Annotated in this window: 22 protein-coding genes and 1 tRNA gene; all 23 read right to left on the bottom strand. The window is 57.8% G+C overall.

Going from position 1 to position 21,123, the window contains the following annotated elements:
• Positions 1-292: 292 nt before the first annotated feature.
• Positions 293-1,399, bottom strand: coding sequence for an isocitrate/isopropylmalate dehydrogenase family protein (locus tag E5334_RS02460; RefSeq protein ID WP_136012007.1), 1,107 nt, complete (start codon positions 1,397-1,399; stop codon positions 293-295).
• Between the two features lie 111 nt (positions 1,400-1,510).
• Positions 1,511-2,317: a hypothetical protein gene (locus tag E5334_RS02455; protein WP_265591528.1), complete on the bottom strand. Its 807-nt coding sequence runs from the start codon at positions 2,315-2,317 to the stop codon at positions 1,511-1,513.
• A 96-nt stretch (positions 2,318-2,413) separates the two neighbouring features.
• Complete coding sequence (locus E5334_RS02450) at positions 2,414-2,968, bottom strand: hypothetical protein (protein ID WP_136012006.1); 555 nt, start codon at positions 2,966-2,968, stop codon at positions 2,414-2,416.
• A gap of 9 nt (positions 2,969-2,977) precedes the next feature.
• Positions 2,978-4,024 (bottom strand): NAD(P)-dependent oxidoreductase, encoded by a 1,047-nt coding sequence (locus tag E5334_RS02445; protein WP_136012005.1) that lies wholly within the window; start codon positions 4,022-4,024, stop codon positions 2,978-2,980.
• A gap of 95 nt (positions 4,025-4,119) precedes the next feature.
• Positions 4,120-5,355, bottom strand: coding sequence for a DegV family protein (locus tag E5334_RS02440; RefSeq protein ID WP_323373074.1), 1,236 nt, complete (start codon positions 5,353-5,355; stop codon positions 4,120-4,122).
• 172 nt (positions 5,356-5,527) lie between these two features.
• Complete coding sequence (hpf, locus tag E5334_RS02435; protein WP_136012004.1) at positions 5,528-6,106, bottom strand: ribosome hibernation-promoting factor, HPF/YfiA family; 579 nt, start codon at positions 6,104-6,106, stop codon at positions 5,528-5,530.
• Positions 6,107-6,359: 253 nt separating this feature from the next.
• Positions 6,360-7,454 carry a substrate-binding periplasmic protein gene (locus tag E5334_RS02430; protein ID WP_136012003.1) on the bottom strand — a complete coding sequence of 365 codons (1,095 nt, stop codon included), beginning with the start codon at positions 7,452-7,454 and terminating at the stop codon, positions 6,360-6,362.
• A gap of 417 nt (positions 7,455-7,871) precedes the next feature.
• Positions 7,872-8,585: a ComF family protein gene (locus tag E5334_RS02425; RefSeq protein WP_136012002.1), complete on the bottom strand. Its 714-nt coding sequence runs from the start codon at positions 8,583-8,585 to the stop codon at positions 7,872-7,874.
• 39 nt (positions 8,586-8,624) lie between these two features.
• Positions 8,625-9,623, bottom strand: a complete 999-nt coding sequence (locus tag E5334_RS02420) for a TatD family hydrolase (RefSeq protein ID WP_136012001.1) — start codon at positions 9,621-9,623, stop codon at positions 8,625-8,627.
• Between the two features lie 16 nt (positions 9,624-9,639).
• A complete protein-coding gene (gene rsmA, locus E5334_RS02415; RefSeq protein ID WP_136012000.1) occupies positions 9,640-10,701 on the bottom strand; it encodes a 16S rRNA (adenine(1518)-N(6)/adenine(1519)-N(6))-dimethyltransferase RsmA in 1,062 nt (353 codons plus the stop codon).
• A complete protein-coding gene (gene metG, locus E5334_RS02410; protein WP_136011999.1) occupies positions 10,701-12,335 on the bottom strand; it encodes a methionine--tRNA ligase in 1,635 nt (544 codons plus the stop codon). Before metG ends, rsmA begins: the two co-directional genes overlap by 1 nt.
• A gap of 142 nt (positions 12,336-12,477) precedes the next feature.
• Entirely contained in the window at positions 12,478-13,344 is an 867-nt protein-coding gene (gene rsmI / locus E5334_RS02405; RefSeq protein WP_136011998.1) for a 16S rRNA (cytidine(1402)-2'-O)-methyltransferase, read from the bottom strand.
• On the bottom strand, positions 13,344-14,387 hold the full coding sequence (locus E5334_RS02400) for a glycoside hydrolase family 5 protein (RefSeq protein ID WP_136011997.1): 1,044 nt from the start codon (positions 14,385-14,387) through the stop codon (positions 13,344-13,346). The genes rsmI and E5334_RS02400 overlap by 1 nt, the downstream gene beginning before the upstream one ends.
• A 190-nt stretch (positions 14,388-14,577) precedes the next feature.
• Positions 14,578-14,832, bottom strand: a complete 255-nt coding sequence (locus E5334_RS02395; RefSeq protein WP_136011996.1) for a hypothetical protein — start codon at positions 14,830-14,832, stop codon at positions 14,578-14,580.
• 539 nt (positions 14,833-15,371) lie between these two features.
• A tRNA-Phe gene (locus E5334_RS02390) sits at positions 15,372-15,447 on the bottom strand.
• 35 nt (positions 15,448-15,482) lie between these two features.
• Positions 15,483-16,376, bottom strand: coding sequence for an FHA domain-containing protein (locus tag E5334_RS02385; RefSeq protein WP_136011995.1), 894 nt, complete (start codon positions 16,374-16,376; stop codon positions 15,483-15,485).
• Positions 16,373-16,849 (bottom strand): DUF192 domain-containing protein, encoded by a 477-nt coding sequence (locus tag E5334_RS02380; protein ID WP_136011994.1) that lies wholly within the window; start codon positions 16,847-16,849, stop codon positions 16,373-16,375. The genes E5334_RS02385 and E5334_RS02380 overlap by 4 nt, the downstream gene beginning before the upstream one ends.
• A gap of 93 nt (positions 16,850-16,942) precedes the next feature.
• Positions 16,943-17,416 carry a TadE/TadG family type IV pilus assembly protein gene (locus tag E5334_RS02375; protein ID WP_167604268.1) on the bottom strand — a complete coding sequence of 158 codons (474 nt, stop codon included), beginning with the start codon at positions 17,414-17,416 and terminating at the stop codon, positions 16,943-16,945.
• A gap of 62 nt (positions 17,417-17,478) precedes the next feature.
• Positions 17,479-19,512 carry a hypothetical protein gene (locus tag E5334_RS02370; protein ID WP_136011992.1) on the bottom strand — a complete coding sequence of 678 codons (2,034 nt, stop codon included), beginning with the start codon at positions 19,510-19,512 and terminating at the stop codon, positions 17,479-17,481.
• Between the two features lie 91 nt (positions 19,513-19,603).
• Positions 19,604-20,119, bottom strand: a complete 516-nt coding sequence (locus E5334_RS02365) for a TadE/TadG family type IV pilus assembly protein (RefSeq protein ID WP_275438894.1) — start codon at positions 20,117-20,119, stop codon at positions 19,604-19,606.
• Positions 20,064-20,219: a hypothetical protein gene (locus E5334_RS08740; RefSeq protein WP_275438897.1), complete on the bottom strand. Its 156-nt coding sequence runs from the start codon at positions 20,217-20,219 to the stop codon at positions 20,064-20,066. Before E5334_RS08740 ends, E5334_RS02365 begins: the two co-directional genes overlap by 56 nt.
• A gap of 129 nt (positions 20,220-20,348) precedes the next feature.
• Positions 20,349-20,891 (bottom strand): hypothetical protein, encoded by a 543-nt coding sequence (locus E5334_RS02360; RefSeq protein ID WP_136011991.1) that lies wholly within the window; start codon positions 20,889-20,891, stop codon positions 20,349-20,351.
• A 38-nt stretch (positions 20,892-20,929) separates the two neighbouring features.
• Entirely contained in the window at positions 20,930-21,079 is a 150-nt protein-coding gene (locus tag E5334_RS02355; protein WP_265591544.1) for a Flp family type IVb pilin, read from the bottom strand.
• Positions 21,080-21,123: the final 44 nt, after the last annotated feature.

The following is a 21,123-nucleotide window of genomic DNA, read 5'->3' as shown; positions in this document are numbered from 1 at the left end:
CGTGTTAGAAGCTGCGCCCCTGACGCCCCAGGAAGACGCATGAGGGCTTAAGCCAAAGGCCGCACGCCTTCTTTAGTCACGAAGTACGCTGCAGCCATCCAGTCTATACTTTCATGTTTTCTGTGAATAGCTGCGATCATACTGATAAGTATCAATATACCGTAAGGATTTTGTTGGATTTGCCTCACACTCAAGATTCTGAGGCGCCCGAGCAGAGCCGCATCGCAGATCGCGCAACGGCTCGAATCGTAGGCACCCCAGGCTTTGGGGCCGCGGGCGCCTGCCGGGATACTTAGGCGCTCTGCCAGGGCTTTTGGGCCACGGCCTCTGCCACCGCATCGCCATAGGCTGTGCAGCCGGCGGCTCCTTGAGCGCTGCCAGTAAGGTTGCGGCGGATGTCGGCGGTGACGCAGGCGCCTTGGGCCAACACCGAGCGGACAGCCTGGCGCACATCGTCGCCGGCGGCCTTCTCGCCCAGATGATCCAACATCATGGCTGCCGAAAGAATGAGAGCCGTGGGGTTGGCGATATCCTGGCCAGCGATGTCTGGTGCCGAGCCATGCGTAGCCTCGAAGATGGCGCAGTCGCGGCCGATGTTTGCCCCGGGCGCAAGGCCCAAGCCGCCTACCAGACCAGCGCAGAGATCGCTCACAATGTCGCCGTAGAGGTTGGGCAGCACCAGCACGTCGAAGTCTGCGGGGTTTACCACCAGGCCCATGCAGCAGGCGTCGATGATGCGAGTCTCGAACTCGATCTCTGGATAGTCTTTGGCCACGCGCTGGGCGGTATGCATAAAGAGGCCGTCGGTGGCCTTCATGATGTTGGCCTTATGCACGGCACACACCTTGCGGCGCCCCTGAGCCCTTGCATACTCGAAGGCGTAGCGCACGATGCGCTCGGATCCCGAGACAGAGATGGGCTTGATGGAGATGGCCGAGTCTGGACGAATGGCCCCCGGCTGCGCCTGGTCTATGGCCTCGATGATGTGGCGCGCCCGCGCAGAGCCCTGGTCGAACTCGATGCCGGCGTAGAGGTCCTCGGTGTTCTCGCGCACCACCACCAGGTCGACGTCTGTGTAGCGCGAGCCGGCGCCGGGCATGGACAAGCAGGGACGCACACAGGAGTAGAGATCGAACGCGCGACGCAGGGCCACGTTGATGGAGCGAAAGCCCGATCCCACCGGCGTTGCCGTAGGTCCCTTGATGGCGACGCCTGTGGCCGCCACCGCATCCAGCGTCTCCTGAGGCAGCGGGGTGCCGCACTGCTCATAGGTGCCGGCGCCTGCCTGAGCCTCACGCCAGTCAATCTTCACCCCCGTTGCCGCCACAACGCGCTGCATGGCAGCGCAGATCTCTGGGCCGATGCCGTCTCCGGGGATGAGCGTCACAGTGTGGGTCATGAGGCCTTCTCTCTTGCTGATGGCGATGGTGTGGGCTTCTCGGCAAAATGGTGATGGGGCAAAGCTGGAACTTTGCGCTTTGCCCCTCTCGCTGCCGAGAAAAACGAGCAACTAGTTGCGGGGGGCCTGACAGGCTTCGACGATGTCTTTGGAGAAGGCGCGGATGTAGGGCAGCGTGGACTTCTCGGAGTCAAAGGCGACGCGGCTGGCCAGCGCCTCGCGCACGTCTTGGGGCGCGGGGCCTGCAGCAAACTCGACGAGGGCGGTGAGCATGTTGCGGTACTCGGGGTCGCCGTGGTAGCACTGGATGGCCTCGTCGAGCAGGGGCCATACCTGGCTGGCGAGCTCGGGCGTGGAGAGACCCTCGGCGATGAGCAGGCGGAACCCGGCCAGGCGCACCATGGAGGAGCCCTCGTCAAAGAGAGCGGTCTCTGCGGCGTCGATGGCGCCGGTGCAGGCTGCCGGATCCAGCGTGGCGATGGCGGTGAGGGCGTTCAAAACCTCCCAGCGGGTCTGGGCCTCGGGGCGACCCACCGCATCTACCAGCACGTCTACCTTGTCCAAAAGCATCTGGGGCCGCACCTTGGCGATCTCTGCGATCTCGTGGGCCGTGTTTTGGCGGGTGCGGCGGGAGGCCTCGCTCAGCCCCTCCAGCAAGAGGTCCAAGGTGGGCTCGGGCTGCTTGGGCCCTTCCTCGTCTGCCAGGGCATCCTCCAGCGCTTGGTTGGCCAAGGCCTCAGCCTCTGCCGGATCGCTCGCCATGGCTTGAGCCACCTCAACCACGTTGGCGGGAGTCACAAAGGAAGCCACCACGCCGGCCTCTGCGTCCTTCTCGCGGATGTGGTCGAAGGCAGCTTGGACAAGCTCGTCATCGCTCAGATCAGACATAGGCGTGACCTCAGGGTTTGTGTCGCTCATGTAGTACTCCCTCCTCGCCCCCATAGGCGCATAGGTACCTAGAAATGAGAGTTCCGGGCTCGAAACTCGCTGATAGCGCGGGGTGTGGCAGAGTGCCTAGGAACTTTTGCCCCGGCGGTCTGCCTGGCGACCTGGATCTGCCACCGAGATAAGCTGTGGCTCGTCTGACTCCGGCTCATCTTCTGGCTTGCGCTTGGCCCAGCCAGTACCGGCAGCGGCCACCTTCTTAGGCTTGGGATGGGCCGCTGCCGCAGCACCTTGAGACGCCGATGCCGAGGAGGACGAGCCTCCTGGACGGGAAGGCGTGGGCTTCTCGGCACCCTGGGGTGCAGCCTTGGACTTGCGCCTTTGCAAGAAGCGGTCCAGCGACGCCCAGGGGCCCGTGGATTGCCCGTAGCCCATGCGCAGACCGGCAATGGCGCCGCCTAGGGCTCCGATGGTGCCAAAGGAGAGCACCACCCAGCCAGCGGCCCAGATAAAGGCCGAGACCACGATGCCCAGCACGTAGGCGATGGCGTTGTCCTTCCAAAAGGTTTTGGAATCCGGGATGGTCTCGCCCACGCGGTTGCCCGCCTCAAAGCCCAGCACCACGCCAAAGACGGCGATAAGGAGGCTTGCAACGGTGATGGCAAATCCGTCATCTGCTGCCATGGGTCTCCCCTAGTTGTGATGGCAGCAGCCGCCGCCATGTCCTTGGCCGTGGCCGCCGCAGCAGCCTTCGCCGTGCTCATGGTCGTGATGGTGGCCGCAACCGCAGCCGTCCTCGCCCTCGTCAAAGCCCTGGGCGTCGGGGTCTTGGGCGAGCGCCGGGTTCAAGCCGGCCTCCTGGGCGTCTTGGGCGCTGGCATAGATGAGCTCCAGCGCCTGGGTGCCCATGGTGGCGCCGCCCATGCGGGCCAACATGTCGTAGAGTAGACGAGCGGTCTCGGCGCCGGGCAACGGCAGATCAGAGTCTGCGGCGACATCGTTTGCCAAGGTGAGATCTTTGATGAAGTGCGCTACCTTGAAACCCGGGGCCCAATCGCCTGCGAGCGCCTTGGGGGCCAGCTGGTCCATAGCATAGGAGTTGCCAGTGCCAGAAGCCACAAGCTCCAAGAGCTTGGAAGAGTCCAGATGGGACACCTCTGCCAGGGCCAGGGCCTCAGCCATGCCCAGCATGCAGCCCGCCAGCGAGACCTGGTTGCAAAGCTTCGCGGCCTGACCGGCGCCTGCCGCATCAAAGCAGAGCGTCTTGGCAGAAAAGCAGTCCAGCACCTCCTGGATGGGGGCCAGTTCCTGCTGGGTGGCGCCGGCGATGAGGGTGAGAGAGCCCTTCTCGGCACCCGCCTGGCCTCCGGTGACCGGGCAATCAAACACATGCAGGTCGAAGGTCTCGCCCAGTTCGTGGAGCTGACGAGCCAGCTCAGGAGACTGGGTGGTGAGGTCTATGAGGTAGGTGCCCGGCTCGGCGCTCTTGAGCAGGCCTTCGCGATCCATATAGACGCTCTCCACGTCCTCTGGCAGCGTCACGCAGGTGAAAACCACCTGGGCGCCCTGGCACAGCTGCGGCAGGCTCTCTGCCCAGGCAGCCCCCTTGTCGAGCGCTGCCTGAGCGTGCTCGGGGGTGCGATTGTAGACCGAGACGGTGTAGCCCGCATCCAGCAGGTGGCCCACGATGGGCGTGCCCATGATGCCGGTGCCCACAAAGCCAATATGGGTGATTGTCATAGCGTTCCTTTCTTGGGCCTTGGGTCGCAGATCCCTAAGGCTTGGCTCGCAGCCGCGTGCAAAGAAGCCCTCGCGCAGAGGTTGTGCGCTAGGTACTAGGAGTTGTGGCGCGAGGTGACCTTGGAGGCGATGCGCGACGACAGGCTGGAAGATTCGCGGCGGTCCTTGCCCCAAAAGACCAGGGCCACCATGCCGGGACCTACGTGGCTGCCAATGACCGGCGACACCGAGCTGCGCACGATGGGGATGTCCTCGCAGCCGGGTTCACGGCGGAGAAGGGCTTCCAGCCAGTCGCCGTCTTTCTCGGCGTCGGCGGTGATGATGCCAATGGGCATGGAGCGCTCGCCGTCGCTCATGGTGCGAAAGTCTTCCACGATGGCGCGCAAGGCCTTCTTGCGCCCGCGGCACATGCGTTTGAACCCCAAGGCACCCGAGGGGTCATAGTAGAGCTCGGGCTTGATGTCGAGCTTACCGCCCAGGCTGGCTGCTGAGGCTGGAATGCGTCCGCCGCGAGCCAGCGCATCGAAGTTTTCTAGGGTGAAGTAGCCGTGGACGTAGTGGCGCGCCTCTTCGATCCAGGCCACCAGGTCTTCCACGCTGGCTCCCTGGTTGGCCTGATGCACTGCCTCGATTGCCAAAAGCTGGGCCGCACCCGAGGGGCACAGGTTGTCGATGACGTAAATCTCGAAACCTGGATACTCCTCGCGCACCATCTTGGCAGCCTCGCGAGCGGCATTGACCGAGGAGGACAGAGCCTCGGTAAACGCCAGGTAAATGGTGGGTTTGCCCTTCTCGGCAGCGGCTTTGAAGATCTCGTAGTAGCGGCCAGGGGTCACCGCGCTGGTGGTGGGGTGGGCGCCATGACGCATGGCATCGTAAAACTCGTGGGCCGAGATTTCCTGGAAGAGATCGTCGATATGCTCTTGGCCGTCGATCACATAGGGAAAACCTATTACCTCGACGCCTAGGGCCTCTGCCACGTCGGGGTCAAAGTCGCCGCAGGAGTCGACGATAATGTGGATGTGAGTGCGGCTGGCCCTGAAGGCGCGCACATGCTCGCGACGACGCTCCTCTGCCGCAGCTGCATTGGCGTCCTTCATGTCTTTTGCTGCCTGAGCCGCCTCTTTGGCCTGACGTTTGGCCAGACGAGCAGCCTCTTTTTTGGCGCGGGCCTCAGCTTTGGCTTGCTCCTTTTGGGCACGGGGGTCCAGGGGTGCAGTTTCTGACGACGAAGCCTTGGCAGCCTCTGCCCCCGGAGCTCCGCCCTCTACCTGCGAGGCCTTCTGGGAATCCAAAGACGCCTCGCGCATATCAGGTGTGGACTCTGACACTATCCATCTCCGTTCCTTAAGACATAGATAGTTGATTATAGCCCACCTCGCCCTAAACCCTCATCTTTGCTGCAGCCCGCAGACGCCAAGAGCAGCAGGAACTCCAAAGAATCCCTGCCGCTCTTGATCATTTACACACGTAAGCCGCTCGCCCGAGGGCCATGTATGAGCATTAACGCCGCTCAGTATCGGGCTTCAGGATGCCGTAGCCGCCGTTCTTGCGGTGGTAGATCACATGGACGTTGTCTGTGACCATGTCGCGGAAGACGAAGAAGTCGTGGCCCAGCAGGTCTGCCTGCACCAGCGCGTCTTCCTCTGTAAGCTTGGTGTACTCGATGAACTTCTCGCGCACCAGGGCCTCGTCGTCCTCGTCTGCGAGCACCTGGGCCTCAAGCTGCGTGTTCTCCTGGATGGTCTCGCCGCCCATGGACTTGGAAGCGCGCTGGCGGCGATCCACCACGCGGGTCTTGAACTTGCGCATGCGGCGGGTGAGCATGTGAGCGGCTTCGTCGATAGCGGCATACATGTCATCCTTGGCGCAGGACACGCGGATGACCGAGCCGCGCACGCGCACAGTGACCTCGCAGATATCGCCTTCAGGACTGTTCTTATAATGCTCGACGCGCAGCACCACGTCTGCGGTCATGGGCGAAATGTCAAACACGCGCAGAGCGTCGCCAATCTTTTGCTCGACGTTTTCGCGCAGCGCATCGGTGACCTGGATCTTACGGCCAGTTACGGTGATGTCCATAGTGGTCCCTTCTCGATTACCTCGGCTTGCGACCTTTGCGCCCAAGAGTGGCACGCCCAGAGGCGCAAGCCCTTATCTAGCTCATACCCTATGCATCCATTGAATCGGTTTGAAACAAAAGGTTCAAGAAAGAATCAGCTGCATCCCACCGACGGCATCCTTCAAGCCCTCAGACGCGCCTTGTGCGCCCTCAGGCTTTGGACCGCCATTTCATCGACACTTATGAATCTCTCCTTGCCGAGAAGCCCGCGCCCTAGATAAGTGCAGTGACGGCGTTGGCCCCAGCCTTGAGGTTGTAGGAACCGTTAAGATCTCCCCGCACCATGGACGCGCTGCTCTCGGAGCGACCCTGATCTTCTTGAGGCCCCTCTACCTCAGGAGCTGCCGCTTGGCCCTTACCCGACGCCAGATCGCCAGTCTCCACAGGAGCGCCGTCCTGGACCTCGGAACCCTCTGGGCCAGCCTCTGCAGCCGCCTCGTCTGCCGACTCTTGAGAATCCAGCGCCACACCTTCTACCAGAGTGGCGTCTGAAAGATGCGGCAAATCGCCCATCCAACGGGAGCGCAGGATGGCAAGCACGCCGTTGCTGCTTATGGAGTCCAGCGCTTTTTGCACAGCCTCGACAAGCTTGGCGTTAGAGGAGAGCACTCCAGCCCCCACAGTGACCGGCATGGTCAGAGTACCTGCAAACTCAGTACCTGCGTATTCAAAGGTGAGGTAGGCACCCTCCGTGGCAGGGCAGGCCACATAATCTATGGCACCCTCTGCCAGCGCCTCAAAAGCGGCATCAATATCTGGATAGGAGGTGATAGTGGCCCCAAGCCCAGCTCCTGCCACTAGACCTTCTGCCTCGGTGCCCGACACCACGCCAATGGTAGTGCCCGTCAGCTCATTCATGCCGGCGATATGACCCTCCTGCGTGCGCCCAAACAGGCCGCAAGCCTCCTCCATATAGGCGGACACCACGGTAAGCGTATCTGCATCTGACGAGGTCACGCCTAATATCACATCGGCATCGGTGGTGAGCGCCGCCTTCACGGAGTCCGCAGGCACCAGCTCCACAGCAAGCCCCAGTTGCTGAGCCAGTGCCGAGGCCACGTCCACATCCAAACCCCAGTAAGTCCCCTGCGCGTCCTGCATCACCTCGGGAGTTCCCGCATTGGTGAGAATGGCGACTTTAAGCACCCCGTCTTGATGAATGGTGGGTGCCTCCACCACAGGAGCCACCTGCCCCTGCCGAGAAGAGCGTGCCTCCTCGACCGAACCAGTTGAGGAGCAGCCAGCGAGCATTACAAGACATGCGAGCGCGCTCACGCAAAGCATTGAGAGTCGAGCCCAGAGCTTCATAGGGGAGCCTTCCCAGAGAATTGTCACTAGTACCTGCACCGGCTGACCTGGTCTTCGCCCCCACACTCGCGTACTGGAGATTTCGCTTGGGTGCCGCAGCACTTACACTACTCACCCTCTCCCCCGAGGAGGCTTTGGCCTCCAAAGTTGGTTGACGGAGGGTACGGCTTACTTCTAGGACGAGCCGTGATCGTCGCGACGCGTACGCCGCGGCTTACGTGGATCCTTTGGGCCTCGTCTGCCATGGACTAAGAGCGCCGGAAGACGCTCCGCAACCACAGACCCGGCACAGGCATTTGACATAGTACCAGCTTCATAGCTGTTTTCAGATTATTTAGATTGAATGTCCTAAATACGATATGGGGACTCAAGGGACTTACCCATGGAACTCTCCTTTCCCAAACATCAAACTTGCACCTACCAAGTCCTCGCCACCGAAGCCACCCATACCTTGTCTGCCCCTCGGCAAAGAAGCGCCCTGGTGGCCTCCCGCACTGAAGCACCTGTAGTAATCACATCATCTACCAGCAGTAACGTCGCACCCTCCACAGAAGCTGCCGTTGAAAAACTAAAGGCGACATTGGCGGCACGATCTTCTCGGCCTAAGGTGCGTTGATCTTGAGTGGGCCCATGAAAGAGCGTGTCTACCCAAGGCACGTCAACGATGGTGGCTAGGGAGCGCGACACCTCTTCTATGGGGTCAAAGCCGCGTCGCCGATAGGCTTCTGCGGTCGACGGTATGAAAGTGACGCCGTCAAAGTCTGCCAGCGACGGGAGTGGATGGCCAGGGCAAAGCGATGCCTCATCCAGCGCACAAGCCAAAGCCGAGGCCAACACGGGCGCCAGCCGCCTCTCATGCCCATCCTTATAACCTGTGACCAGAGCTGCTGCAGGACCTTTATAGGAAAAGGCGCTCACGCACCCGGCAGACTCCCAGGACCTGTCACACTCTGTGCATGCCAACCACCCATAGGGCGCGCCACATACCGGACACGCCCATCGCTGAGTCACCCAGGCCAGCTGCTGTTGACACTGATCGCACAGCAACGTGCCCGGCTGATCGCAGGCTATGCATCCTGTGGGCCACAGCAACTCCTCTGCAGCCTGGGCCACCTGACGCCAGAGGCCCATAGAATCGCCTCCCCAAACGAGGCGAGGAAGAAGACGCTCTTAGTGTAGCAAGCTCAAAGGCGCAAAGAGTTCACAGGCGTTGGCCCACAGCTGCTCATAGGTTTCTTGAGGCACAGCCAAGCCGCATTCGGCACGCAAATCAGCCAGGGCACGAGCGGTAAGGGCCACCATAGCGGGCTCGCACTCGCACCCGCGCAGCGGCACCGGCGCCATATAGGGCGAATCTGTCTCTGAAAGCAGCCTATTTGCAGGACAGGCCATTGCAGCATCGCGGATATCCTGGGTGTTCTTAAAGGTAAGCGCACCGCCAAAAGCCACATAGCATCCGCGCTCCACGAAGGGCTCCATTACTGAGACGTTACTGGTAAAGCAGTGCAAATCCACCCCTGCCGAAGGCATCCCCACCTCGTCTAGCACCCTCAGCGCATCTTGATGGGCCAGAGCCGCCTCATCGTCTTTTGCATCACGAATGTGTAGCTCACAGGGAAGATCGCGCTCGCAAGCCATAGCCAGCTGCCGACGAAAGACCTCTTGCTGAAACACGGGATCCACCTTACAGGTGTAATCCAAGCCAATCTCACCAACGCCTGTGCATCGAGGATCGGCAAGCATCACCTCCATTTGTTCCTCTACCTGGGAAGAGTAAAGAGCGGCCCCGTAGGGATGCACGCCTGCGACCACCTGGACATTGTCCACCAACGCCGGAAGATCCGAATAACCCTTAAACTGCGGCGTCTCAATACCCGTAGCCGCTGCTTCATCCAACCTCAGGCGAGCTTCTTGGATCCACTGTTCCATCTGGCCGAGAAACGCTGCCGCCTGAGGCGCATCCTCGGTGGGATCTGCCGGCACTACTAAAAGACGCAGGCCTGCAAGAGCTGCGCGCGCAATGGCGCAGGCGGGGTTTTGCTCGCGGAACACTGTAAGGTGCCCATGGGTGTCTGCCAAAGGAGCTAGAGCGCGAGGGCACGGTTGCGGTTTTCCCTTTTTGGTATGAAAGAGCACGCCGTCTTCCAGTAGCGCTTCCTGACGTTTCATGGAGTACCTCCTTGGGCTAGAGCGCCCCAAGATCGAAAAGCTTTGAAGTAAGCGTCACAAATTCCTGGGTAGTGAGGGTTTCTGCACGGGCACTGGAAGAGATACCGGCAGCCTCAAAGGCCTGGTCAAGCAACGACTTGTCAAAGCCCAAGGAGCCCATGGAATTACGGATGGTTTTACGGCGCTGTGCAAAGGCTGCATCGATAGTACGTACACAGCCGGCGATAAAGGTTGCATCTAGCGGCTCGCCCTGATCGTTGGTGCGCATCAAGCGGTCGAGGCGCACCACTGCGGAATCGACGCGTGGAGGAGGCAGAAAGTTTTGCGGACCTACTTCGAAGCGACCTGTGACTTGGGCAAACAGACCTAATTTCGCCGTGTAAGCCCCATAGGTTTTGGATCCTGGGCTGGCTGCGATGCGATCTGCCACTTCTTTCTGTACCATGCATACAGCACGGTTGATGCCAGGAAGCTCCTGGAAGAACTGCAAAATGAGAGTTGCTGCCACTTGATAGGGCAGGTTTGCCACGAACTTATTTGGTGTATGCGCAAGACCTTCTACCGACAGCTCTCCAATAGCGGCAGAGATGGCATCAGGGGTGACCTTAAGCGCATCGCCCATAAGCAACGCAAAGGGAGTTTCGCCTTGGCCCAGCGTTCCTCGGAGCACTGGCCCTAGCTCACGGTCAGCCTCAATGGCCACCACCACCCCAGCCTGAGAAGCCAGAGCCCTGGTAAGCGTTCCGATACCAGGACCCACCTCCAGCACCACATCTAGCTCGCTCAACTGAGCCAATTGTAGGATGCGGCCTATGACCCCATCGTTTATCAAGAAGTTCTGACCCAGCCGATGCTTGGTATTGAGCCCCCATTCCTCCAGCACTTTGCGAGTGGCCGACGGAGTGGCAAGAGGAGAGAACCTCTGAGGCAGAGAAGGCCTGTTCTTCTCGGCTTGAGACAAGTCGCTGGAAGCACTCTGAGCGGCGCCCGAGGACACAGCCGGAGTTACAAGGGAACCCTCCGACTGTGTGAGGCTTTCTGTTCCATGATCCTTAGCGGGACCCTGGTGGCGCTCCATTACTTCTGAGCTTTCTTGCGATCGCCTTTTTGCTGAGCGCCCTCTACGACCAGGCGAGGGAACAGCGCATCGCCCTTGGTGACAGGGGCGCCCTGCACAAATTGGCCCCACTCACATAGGGTCTCGAGATCGGAAGCACCGATCTCATCGCCGCAAGAGATACGGCGAAGCACCTCTACGCTGGTGTTTGGCATAAGAGGCATGAGCAGATGAGCGCTTAGGCGAATGGCCTCAATAAGGGAGCCAATCACAAAAGCAAGCTTGGGTGCGTTGGCGGGATCTTTGGCCAAAGCCCAGGGCTCATTGTCTTCGATGAAGTGGTTGGCACGATGGATGAGCTCCATCACCTCTGCAGCGCCTTCGTCGTAGGCAAAGGTAAACATCTTGTCTACGTAGCGAGTAAGAATGCCGTTGGCCTGCTCCGAGAGGGGCGTTTCTACCTTTTCCCAGCCCTGTTCCATCACAGGCGTCTTGCCATCAAAGTACTTGGCGCTCATGTTGAGCGTGCGCGACACCAAATTGCCCCAAGAATTGGCAAGGTCAGTGTTATAGACCTGCTCCATGCGAGACCACGAGATACCGCCGTCAGTGCCTGGCTTTACGTCAGTCATGAAGTAGTAGCGATAGCCGTCGACACCCAGCATATCCACTACTGCTTGAGGAGAAACCACATTGCCGCGGCTTTTGGACATCTTCTCTGTAGCACCGGTATCCTCATTGCGCACTGTAAGGAAACCATGGGCGAAGATCTCCTGAGGCACAGGCAGATTGGCAGCCATAAGCATGGCTGGCCAGATGACACAATGAAAACGGATAATGTCTTTACCTACAAGCTGAGCGTTTGCAGGCCAACGATAGGCGAACTCCTCAGGGTCGTTTCCATAGCCAACGGCGGTAAGGTAATTGATAAGCGCGTCAAACCACACATAGGTCACATGCTTGTCGTCAAAGGGTAAAGGAATGCCCCAGTCAAAGCTCGTGCGGCTGATGGAAAGGTCTTTAAGACCACCCTCCACAAACGAAACCACTTCATTGCGGCGGATCTCGGGCTCAACGAAAGAGGGATTGGTGCGATAGAGCTCCAACAGGCGATCCTGGAATGCGCTGAGCTTGAAAAACCAGCTCTCCTCCTCTACACGCTCTAAGGGGCGACCGCAGTCTGGGCACAGATGCTGGCCCTCGGTATGGTGCTCTTCATCTGCATGACGTACCTGGGTGTCAGTGAAGTAGGTCTCCTCTGGCACACAGTACCAACCGTCATAGCTTCCCTTGTAGATATAGCCGTTGTCTTTGATAACGTCCATAAGGCGTTGCACGGTCTCGATGTGGCGGTCATCAGTGGTGCGAATGAAGTCGTCATTGGTGATATCCAGAAGTTCCAAAAGCTCTTTGAACGCAGGCACCAGAGAATCACACCACTCTTTAGGAGTCATGTCATGCTCTGCTGCAGCCTGTGCCACTTTCTCGCCATGCTCATCAGTACCCGTTAAGAACATGACGTCATAGCCCATGGACCTGCGAAGGCGCGCCTGCACGTCTGCAATCACCGAGGTATAAGAAGTACCCAGGTGAGGAGCGGCGTTGACATAATAAATGGGAGTTGTGATGTAATACGACGGCTTGGTGTGGTCCATGATCGTCCGTTCAGGTCAGGGGCGCCGGGTATGGGCACCCGTTGTTTTCGCTGTTCATTGTACAAACAACTGAGCTCGTTGGTTGAGAGTGCAAAGTCTCCAAGCGCCTCTCGTCCAAAAGTACCAAGCAGCACTGTGATGATTAGGAGCGCGAAGTCAGCACAAGGTCATAAGCCGCAGAACGCTTGAGGCCGCATAGACGCACGAGTTCTTTTGCCGCAGCGGAAGGGGACAGGCCTCGGGCGAGGAGATCTGCGGCAACCCTTTGAGGATCGAGCTTCTCATCTATCCCCGGCTGCGCCTCCTCGTCTATCTCCCCCACTACAATGACGCACTCTCCTTTGAGCGGGGATCCTTGCTCTTCTTGAGAACGCACAGACTCGCAAAGCTGAGAGGCACTACCACGGCGGCACTCTTCATGCACCTTGGTAAGCTCACGCACCAGAGCACAGGGGCGCTCCCCAAAGACCGCTGCACAGGCATCCAAGGTGGAGACCACTCTATGAGGAGACTCGTAGATCACCAAAGCGCCAGGTATGGCTGAGAGCTGCTGCAATCTGCGCAGACGAGCTCCGGATTTGCGAGGCAAAAACCCCTCAAAGAAGAAGTGCGATGCCGAAAGGCCAGAAAGCGCAATGGCACAGGTCACCGCCGAAGGCCCCGGTATCACCTCTACCTTGAGTCCTGCATCGAGAGCTGCATCCACCAACTGCTGTCCGGGATCAGAGATTGCCGGCATGCCTGCGTCTGAGACAAAGGCAACCCTCTCACCGACTCCCAGTCGCTCTATCACCGCCTGCACTTTTCGCGCAATGACGTTTTCATCACAGCGCTCCAGAGGCTTTTTAATCCCCAAGTAGTTGAGAAGCTTGGCAGTCACCCGCGTGTCTTCACAGAGAATCGCATTGGCATTTGCCAAAGTATCCCTCACACGAGGTGATAGGTCAGCCAGATTTCCTATAGGAGTGCCCACCACAGATAGCAGGCCAAAAGTCGTAGATTCGCCCATCAGTCAAACATTCCGCGCTCGAAGGTGGAAAATGCGACACGTGCATCCCATGCGGTAAGTCGAGTCTCTGTTTTCCAGGTTTGGAAGAACCAGCCCTCAGTTTGGCGGAATGCTTGGATTTGCGCGGAGGCGTACACGCGCTCCATAGCCAGGCGCCCCTCTGGGGTAGGGGTTGCCGAGCTCACTGGAAGTGCGGCCGACCACTCTCCTACCACTACCGGCAAGCCGGATCGACCGACCTTCTCGATGGCAGCCACTGAGCTGTCCACGAGCTGGCGGATGCCTGCAGGCCCCGCTGCATCCACAAGATCGTTGTAGTGGTAAGGATGTACGTCAAGCCATACGTTCTTATAACGGCCTTGGGCCATAAAGAGCGACCAACCGTCAGTGCGTCCTGCAGTCGATAGAATGACCGTAGGCCCTTCTCCCGCCTGACCGCGAATAGCCTCATAGCAATCGCGATAGAAGTTGCGCAGAATGTGCAGCGGGACCCCCGGACTCATAGTGAACCCCTGGCGCTTTTGGGCTACCGGCTCATCTAAAGGCTCAACTCCCAAGAAGCAACTACGATCCGCATAGCGGGCAGCCAAACGAGCACACACCTCAATAACCGGCTTGCGCAAACGACTACCCATGCCAATGACGCTACCCAGAGCCTCTGGTATCTCGTTGCCGCCGGGAATGTCGCCCAGCACCAACATGATTTTGAGGTTTGCCGCCTCTGACCACGTGACCGCACTGTCCACATAGTCTATGCACTGCTCGCTCACTCCAGGCATAGGACCCTCTTTGCCAAAGACAGTCCAAGGCACAGGGAGGCGCACTGCATTGTAGCCTCGATCAGCAATTTGCCTAAAATCCTGCTCTGTAATAAAAGTCTCACGATGGAGGTCCACCACCTTGTGATAGCGCTCTGCCCCCAAGGCATCCAACAAGCCACGGTCATCAAAGGCGCCGGTGGTTGCAAACAGAGATGGTGTGACCCAAGGCTCCGGCACAAGCCAACCGGCTAGGTTTACTCCATACAACATCTTATGTTCCACGGGGATCGCCCTCCCACGCACGTAAGGTCCTTAGTGTAAAGCTCGCTCCAGCTGTTCTTTCAACCTATCATTCCCAACATGCTGTCAAGCCCACAAACCAAGAACCTCTCTGTGAAACACCGTAGGCGGATAGGGTTTCTAGAGTTTTTTTAGACAGCCTTGTCCTCTAAACTTGCAACAAGTCCTTGTCCTATGCCATAGCCTCGACAAACCACAGAGGGTTCTCGAAAAAGAGGTAGGTATTGCGGCCTCCTACCGATATGGCATAGCGAATACCAGCTCCACCACATTTAAAGGAATGAGCCTGCCTGCGATCCAACACCTTGTCTATGGGAAAGCGACGGCCATCAGGCCATTGCACCTCTAAAGGCACTACATGACCCTCCGTGTCCATCTTAGCAACCACATCTACGTACTGCTTGCGATAGGCACACGACTCATTCATTTAAGCCTCCTTCCTGTTCGCTTACAAACCTCACTGCCAAGTCAACCAAAATCGTGGCTCTTAGTATAGAACGGATGTTCCTATTGAAAAGGACCTCTCGTAAGAAATGCGAATCTTTTTAACCAATTGCGTTAGCGGATTCGTCGCTTTGCTCGGTTCAACTACCTTACGACACAGAACAAAAGTTCTGTGTCCTGTCTATAGGACACTTATAGCGCCATGAATATTTGGTGGCGTCCTGTCACAACCCAAAATGCATTGCTGGCGTTTTTCGCGATGAACTCAAACTTCCATTTTTTGCAACAGGTGCAGTGTGCCGGCACCCCTTCCCTCTTTCAGAAGAAGGCATTAGGTCTTCGCACATAACCATATATAGTGGCCCTTAGATATCGTAAGGGCGATCTCGGCACCACTCTGCCGGGCTCCTCCTGATAGCCGCAAGTGCTTGATCAGATAGAAGAAAACGTTGTCTCGACTCACCCGTGAGTCGCATGAAAAAGAGAAGGCCACCGACTTGACATCGGTGGCCTTGAAAGTTCTGGTGGCGGGGAAGGGAATCGAACCCCTGACACGAGGATTTTCAGTCCTCTGCTCTACCAACTGAGCTACCCAGCCAGACTGCGCTCAAAGCGCTCAATCACTATAACACGTCACTCTCGTGGGTCAAGCACAATCAACGAGAATCGGGCTCCACACAGGTTGAGCACGCTTCCGGGCAACCAAGGCTCACAAACCTCAACGGGCTTATCGTCTAAAAGCGCCTGGTTAACCGAGCCAAGATCGGCCACGAGCACCATTCCATCTTCCACCACTATCTGCACATGTCGGCGAGATATGGCAGCGCTTCGCAAGACCACATCGCAAGAAGAAGCTCGTCCCAGGGTGAGACCCTGAGCCGGTATAGGGATTGTCACTTCCAGACCGCGCCAATTAAGATGCAGCCCATAAGAAATCGACTCGCTTATGGCGGTAAGGTCACAAGTTTCATCTGCCTCGTCAACCTCGGCATCTTCCGGCGAAAATGGCCATTTCCCGCCATACTCACAAGGCAGACCCACGTCATCTTCTGCCGGACCAACCCCAAAAAAAGACAAGCTCTTGACATGCGGGCTTTCAGTCCTCGGCTCCTCGCAAGCTAAATAAGAACCATTTGGCCAACTCGACCCAGATTCCCCACATCCAGAGGGATCGCTGCAATCGTACACAGAGTCAAGCCAAGACGACATATCCTCTTCCCAAGGCGGGGAGGAAGGCGCGGGTTTCTCGGCAGCAAAAGGATCCTCGTAATGTGGCAGATCATCCAAAGGCACGGAAGCTAAATGCCTACTGCTCTCCCGTGCATCGAAAAATGGGTCATCCCATAAGCCCTCAGAGGCAAAAGTATCAGCCTGTGGGGGTGCAGGAGTGTCAAAGCGGTGGAAGCATCGGTAGCAGGCATCCATATCTGAAAAGAGCAGAGATCCGCAATGAGGGCAGGTTTTTGCAGAAAGGGATGTCTCTGGAGGCACAGAAGAGACAGGACTTGGCAACAGCGCGGTGCTCATGAGGGCTCCTTTCTAGGTTGAGGAACGCTTAAAGGGACAGGAGTCTGAGGCGGCCCCGTAAGGAGAGCTGCAGTTTTGACTACCGTGCGCTGAAAGATACCGGGAAATGCGATCACCGTCTCCTCTGCTTGAATATGGTCGCCGCTGTCGAGCCATGGCTCATCAGATCGCGCGCGTTCAAAGGTCCAGAAGGCATTGGGGCACACCAGCAATCTTCGAGGAGGCACGCTGACTTCAGAGCGCAGTACGCGGCCGGCCTCTGAGACAAAGGCGATATCAATGGGTTCTCTGAGGCCAAAGGTGTGTACCGAGCAGCAATGTGGAAACGCCACGAGGCGTCCAGCCCATTCACAAGTGTGCCCCTTAAGGCCTTGAAGACGCTCTTCGTAGTTTTCGAGTACCACTCCGAGAAGCGTATTTCCCAGGTCATCTTTAAAGCTTGAAGAGGTGAGTTTGAAACGTCGATAACGCATGAACATCTCCTTTAACTTATTTGATTCACAACTGGCCTACTGGCTGCAGCGCTGCCGATAGCTCGCCTTGAAACCGCGCTTCTGCAGTGCGCTCTAAACGCCAAATCCCACGGTTCCTGCATCCACCACAGCAATGCAGCGATGCTCCAGAGCCCAAGGGGCCACAAAAGAGGAACCCGCTATCGAGAATGCGCTGGGAATGGGACGGTAGCTCAGCGTGCATACAAACTTGATGCGCCCTGGAGCCAGCGAAGCTATTAAGCCAGATTGCGTCCAATCGATGGGTTCCGCACTCACTTGAACCTCTACTTGAGGAAGATCCAGCGCGTGCTCAATGGCTTCTTTGATTTGCCCCGTCGCTGAGGCTGCATCTTGTTCCCCTGTAGGAGCGCTGCCATAGGCAAGCGCCATGTCAGGTGCAATCCGGTCAAAAGCTGCACAGGCATAAAGGAAAAAGCCTAGGTTAATGACGATAAGAGCCACCACAAGCACTACGGGTATCACCACTGCGAGCTCGACCGCTGCCTGCCCCAAATCTTCTCGTAAAAGGTGCCCAACCTCCCGCACCCATAATCTCTTTACTTGTAGCCAGAGACCTCTCTTTAGCCAGAGGCCTCTCTTCTCCCTCCTCATGGGCTGCTCAAAAGCTCGCCCAGCCGCACCTTGATAGGTATTGAGAGAGGCAGTCCCGGAATCTCAAGTGTTCCCAAAGTGATCTCTTGCTCCCCTATCCAATCTTGGGCTATGTGGCCAAAAGCTCGTATAAGATCGGCAGCAGAACCTTCTGCAGGCAATTGCTGGAGCACTGAACGCACCCTCGCCCCATCTCCAGATCCGTCTTTGTCAAATACGTCCTGAGTAGCGTACAGCACCGGTTTTCTTAGGCGTAAATCTGCAGGTTCAAAGCCTAGGGTCGCCACCATCTCAGACATCTTGGACTTGAGCCAGCTGGCAGCCCCACCAGCGCCCACCGCATCTAACCCATCAAATAGTTTGTTGGCCGTATCGCCTACCGTTCCATAGGCATCCCCGTAGCCGCAAAGCAACTCACCCCAGAGTGAGGTAACTCCTTGAATCACTCCCGCCACTCCTCCTTCCTCGCCTTGCGTAAGGCTGTCGAAAAAGCGGGAGAGCACGTTGTTTTGGGCCGTTTGAGGGTCGGGCGCTAAAGTGGCGCCCGCTATGGCACATCCAGCCGGAAGCTCCCCTTCACCTGCAAAACCGCTGGTAAGTCCCACAGGAATTTGTGTGCTTCCAGAAATAGCAACTCCCACACAACCCCAGGCTCCAGGAGGACATAGCTTTGGGCGAGGCACCGCCAACTGTTGAAGCACCTGCTCATAGAGACTGCTCTGAGATTGAGCCAGCTCTTTGAGCTCTCCCTGGCTTTGTTGGTAGCGCTTATCGGCTTCTTCAAAGTCTTTGGAAGCTTCGACAATTGTGCGCCAGTAATGCTCGAAGCCATTGGAGATGTTGGTGGACGCAGAGGCGGTGCGTCCCAAGGCTTGCGGGCCCATGTTGCAAACGGGACAGCTAATGCATGTGCCACTATCTACCTCGGATACTGCTGCCAAAGATTGGGCGTTGCCCTGCGCCTTGGGGCAAGAAGTATAGCCGTGGATGTAGCGAGTAGAGCCTTCTTGTGTGACAGGCCAGCGCACCTGGGTGTAAAGCGAGGTTTGTTGCATGCTTGCTCTGTCATGAGGCAGCTCAGGCAAGTCGATGGTCTTGGTGCCATCCGGATGCTCTTGATAGGTTCCCTGAGCTGTGGCCTGAGCGGCATATTCAAAAAATGCTAACCGACATGCAGAGTTTACCTGCTCCTCTACAGAGGATGATGCAGGTGATTCCTGTGACAGGCGTGCCCGATAGTAAGCTCGAGCTCGGTTAAGCGCCACTCCAAAGTTCCACCCATCGGGATGTGCGAAGTGCGGGTTTTTATCGACAGGCAAGGAGGCCAATGCATCGGCTCGAGAGTAGAGACAAGAAGGATCATCTAGGCAATCAGCGTGCCAGCCACGCTCAAGAGCCGTATCTCGCGCCTGCTTGTCTTGAGCGGCCTTATTGGATAACTCGGCAGCTTGAGCTACCTGGTCGGCCAGATCATCGGCATCCACATCTTCTGCCAAATCATAGGAAGAACCAGATTCCTGCGGGTACGCAAGAGCTGTCCCTCGGTAGGCGATGCGACCCCTATAGGCATCTGCGGTAGCCCAGGCATTGGTGGCAATCAGGGCTGGAAGGGTACGCTCTAAAGATTGAAGACCGTGAGCTGCGCTTGCAGCAAACTGCCCTCTGCTCTCAAACATTGAGCGACCTCTTTCCACCAGAGAAAGGCCTGCGTTACCCATTCCTGGCACCAGCGCAGTAATGAGACCCGCTCCGCACACCAGCGTGGCGCAGAGCCCCAAAGACAGCACACAGGCATCGCTCACCTGAGCTACCACAGAGAATGCCCTCACCGCCCGAGTCCCCGAGAGAGCGCACGCATCGGCAACCACTTGCACATCGCCTGAGCGTGCCGCCACCCATTGCACCTGCGCCACCGCAAACACTAGGCAGAGACTCACCAGAAGCGCCAAAGCCACCGCTACCGAAGTAAAGCCGCCCTCATCATCAATAAAGGTGGCGATACCCCAGCGGATCTCAGGAGCCCATGACATCGGTCTTTCTGACACACGGGCATCATTGTCAGGACAAGAGCAAAGATTTTCGTTGGGTTTTCCTTGGCATATATACCGTTCATCCTGATTCTTAGGACCATATGGATACCCAGGAGTCATAGGAACCTTCCAACCACGTAGGACGCAGGGTTTCTTGGGCCTGCACTTGAAGGTCGATGCTCTGGCCATCAGAAGCCAAAAGAGCGCTTACAAGTCCCAGCAAGGGCAGCGGCCGAGCAAAGCCCTTTACTGTGACACAGACCCGATGATCTGCCTCGCTTCCTTCGAAGGAAACCTCCCAGCCACCCTCTCCTCCCTCATGAAATATTTCGAGGTTTGGAATTGCACGGAGACGTCTCAGGCAATAGGCGCGTAGAGCATCATTCGAGGTAGATGATTTTTTCGTTGCCAATACGCGGGCAGCCTGCGATGCCGTATGAGCCATTACCATGCGCGTGTAAAACAGACAGAGCGGCTGGAGCAACAAAGCAATGACCAGCAGTGCGCAGGGAAGCACCAGAGCAAGCTCTACGGTAGCTTGACCGGACTCTTCAAAAAAGAAGGATGTCTTGGGCTGCCGCCAAAACCGAGATTGCCGCTGTCCCAGGCGCCGCCAAGGCGGCCCCTTGCACAGCCGTTCCTTCCATAAGCGCTTTTGCCAGGACGCCCAAACCCATAAGCAACGCCAAAAAAGCCGCCAGTGCCATGGCATATTCCACTGTGGCTTGGCCGCTTTGCTCAGAAACAAGAATCCGTGCCCAAACCTTCTCTTTAGATCGCAATGATTTCCTTTGGGTATCAACTGGGATTTTGTACATAACTCTCCCACTCCTTCACTAGGAATCACAAAGCTTCTCCCATCTCTCTCGCTCAAATTGCACATGGGTCACCCGGCAGCGCACCTCATCGCCCACCGAGACATCTTTGATAAATGTGAGCGTCACCTCATCGGCCGTCCAGGTGATGCACGACCACAGGTTTCCTAAAAGATCCAGGTAGCCCCCGCGCATCAACGCCGCGCCCTGGGCTTGCCGCGCTTCCACCACCTGCCGCGCCGCCTCATTCAGCGGCTCAGCCACCTCATAGCAATCAGTACACGCTGCATTGGCAGTCAGGCTGGCCAGCTGGGATACCCGCTCATCTACCCCCGGCGTCCCCTGTGCCACATCCTGCGCATCTGCCACAGCCTCCGTATCATCTGCCCCTGCCGAGAAGCCCTCACCCTCAACAGTTGCGACTTTCTGGTCGCCTGCAGGCGCCTTTTCGGCTGTGACACCTCCCCCTACAATCATCAGCGCCACGATGCCCAAGGTTACAAGCGATCCCAAGATGCCGAGAAACCCGCGCATCCGCGCTGTGGTTCGCGCGGTGGTCCCCATAGGCTTCTTGGCCGAGAAGTCCTGTGGCGCGCACACTCTCACAGCTGATTGATGCCGTCTGCGATGGAGTTCCACAGCTCTTCGATTCTTCCTCGAAACGCCAGGATGGCCGCGATGGCAATAAGCACCAGCACGCCCACCAAGATGGCGTATTCGGTGGTTCCTTGGCCCGAATCCTCCTGGGCCATGTGTGCCCACCACCCACAAATCCGCCTCTCTAGCTTGGCTAACA

The organism is Muricaecibacterium torontonense, from assembly GCF_004793925.1.
In the GTDB taxonomy this organism is placed as follows: domain Bacteria; phylum Actinomycetota; class Coriobacteriia; order Coriobacteriales; family Atopobiaceae; genus Leptogranulimonas; species Leptogranulimonas caecicola.
This window is presented reverse-complemented; position numbering and strand designations above follow the sequence as displayed.

Bases quoted from the DNA above. Each gene is read 5' to 3' on its own strand.
- E5334_RS02460 (WP_136012007.1), bottom strand. From the start codon at position 1,399: ATGACCCACACTGTGACGCTCATCCCCGGAGACGGCATCGGCCCAGAG.
- E5334_RS02455 (WP_265591528.1), bottom strand. From the start codon at position 2,317: ATGAGCGACACAAACCCTGAGGTCACGCCTATGTCTGATCTGAGCGAT.
- E5334_RS02450 (WP_136012006.1), bottom strand. From the start codon at position 2,968: ATGGCAGCAGATGACGGATTTGCCATCACCGTTGCAAGCCTCCTTATC.
- E5334_RS02445 (WP_136012005.1), bottom strand. From the start codon at position 4,024: ATGACAATCACCCATATTGGCTTTGTGGGCACCGGCATCATGGGCACG.
- hpf (WP_136012004.1), bottom strand. From the start codon at position 6,106: ATGGACATCACCGTAACTGGCCGTAAGATCCAGGTCACCGATGCGCTG.
- E5334_RS02430 (WP_136012003.1), bottom strand. From the start codon at position 7,454: ATGAAGCTCTGGGCTCGACTCTCAATGCTTTGCGTGAGCGCGCTCGCA.
- E5334_RS02425 (WP_136012002.1), bottom strand. From the start codon at position 8,585: ATGGGCCTCTGGCGTCAGGTGGCCCAGGCTGCAGAGGAGTTGCTGTGG.
- E5334_RS02420 (WP_136012001.1), bottom strand. From the start codon at position 9,623: ATGAAACGTCAGGAAGCGCTACTGGAAGACGGCGTGCTCTTTCATACC.
- rsmA (WP_136012000.1), bottom strand. From the start codon at position 10,701: ATGGAGCGCCACCAGGGTCCCGCTAAGGATCATGGAACAGAAAGCCTC.
- metG (WP_136011999.1), bottom strand. From the start codon at position 12,335: ATGGACCACACCAAGCCGTCGTATTACATCACAACTCCCATTTATTAT.
- rsmI (WP_136011998.1), bottom strand. From the start codon at position 13,344: ATGGGCGAATCTACGACTTTTGGCCTGCTATCTGTGGTGGGCACTCCT.
- E5334_RS02395 (WP_136011996.1), bottom strand. From the start codon at position 14,832: ATGAATGAGTCGTGTGCCTATCGCAAGCAGTACGTAGATGTGGTTGCT.
- E5334_RS02385 (WP_136011995.1), bottom strand. From the start codon at position 16,376: ATGAGCACCGCGCTGTTGCCAAGTCCTGTCTCTTCTGTGCCTCCAGAG.
- E5334_RS02380 (WP_136011994.1), bottom strand. From the start codon at position 16,849: ATGCGTTATCGACGTTTCAAACTCACCTCTTCAAGCTTTAAAGATGAC.
- E5334_RS02370 (WP_136011992.1), bottom strand. From the start codon at position 19,512: ATGTCATGGGCTCCTGAGATCCGCTGGGGTATCGCCACCTTTATTGAT.
- E5334_RS08740 (WP_275438897.1), bottom strand. From the start codon at position 20,219: ATGGCACTGGCGGCTTTTTTGGCGTTGCTTATGGGTTTGGGCGTCCTG.
- E5334_RS02360 (WP_136011991.1), bottom strand. From the start codon at position 20,891: ATGGGGACCACCGCGCGAACCACAGCGCGGATGCGCGGGTTTCTCGGC.
- E5334_RS02355 (WP_265591544.1), bottom strand. From the start codon at position 21,079: ATGGCCCAGGAGGATTCGGGCCAAGGAACCACCGAATACGCCATCTTG.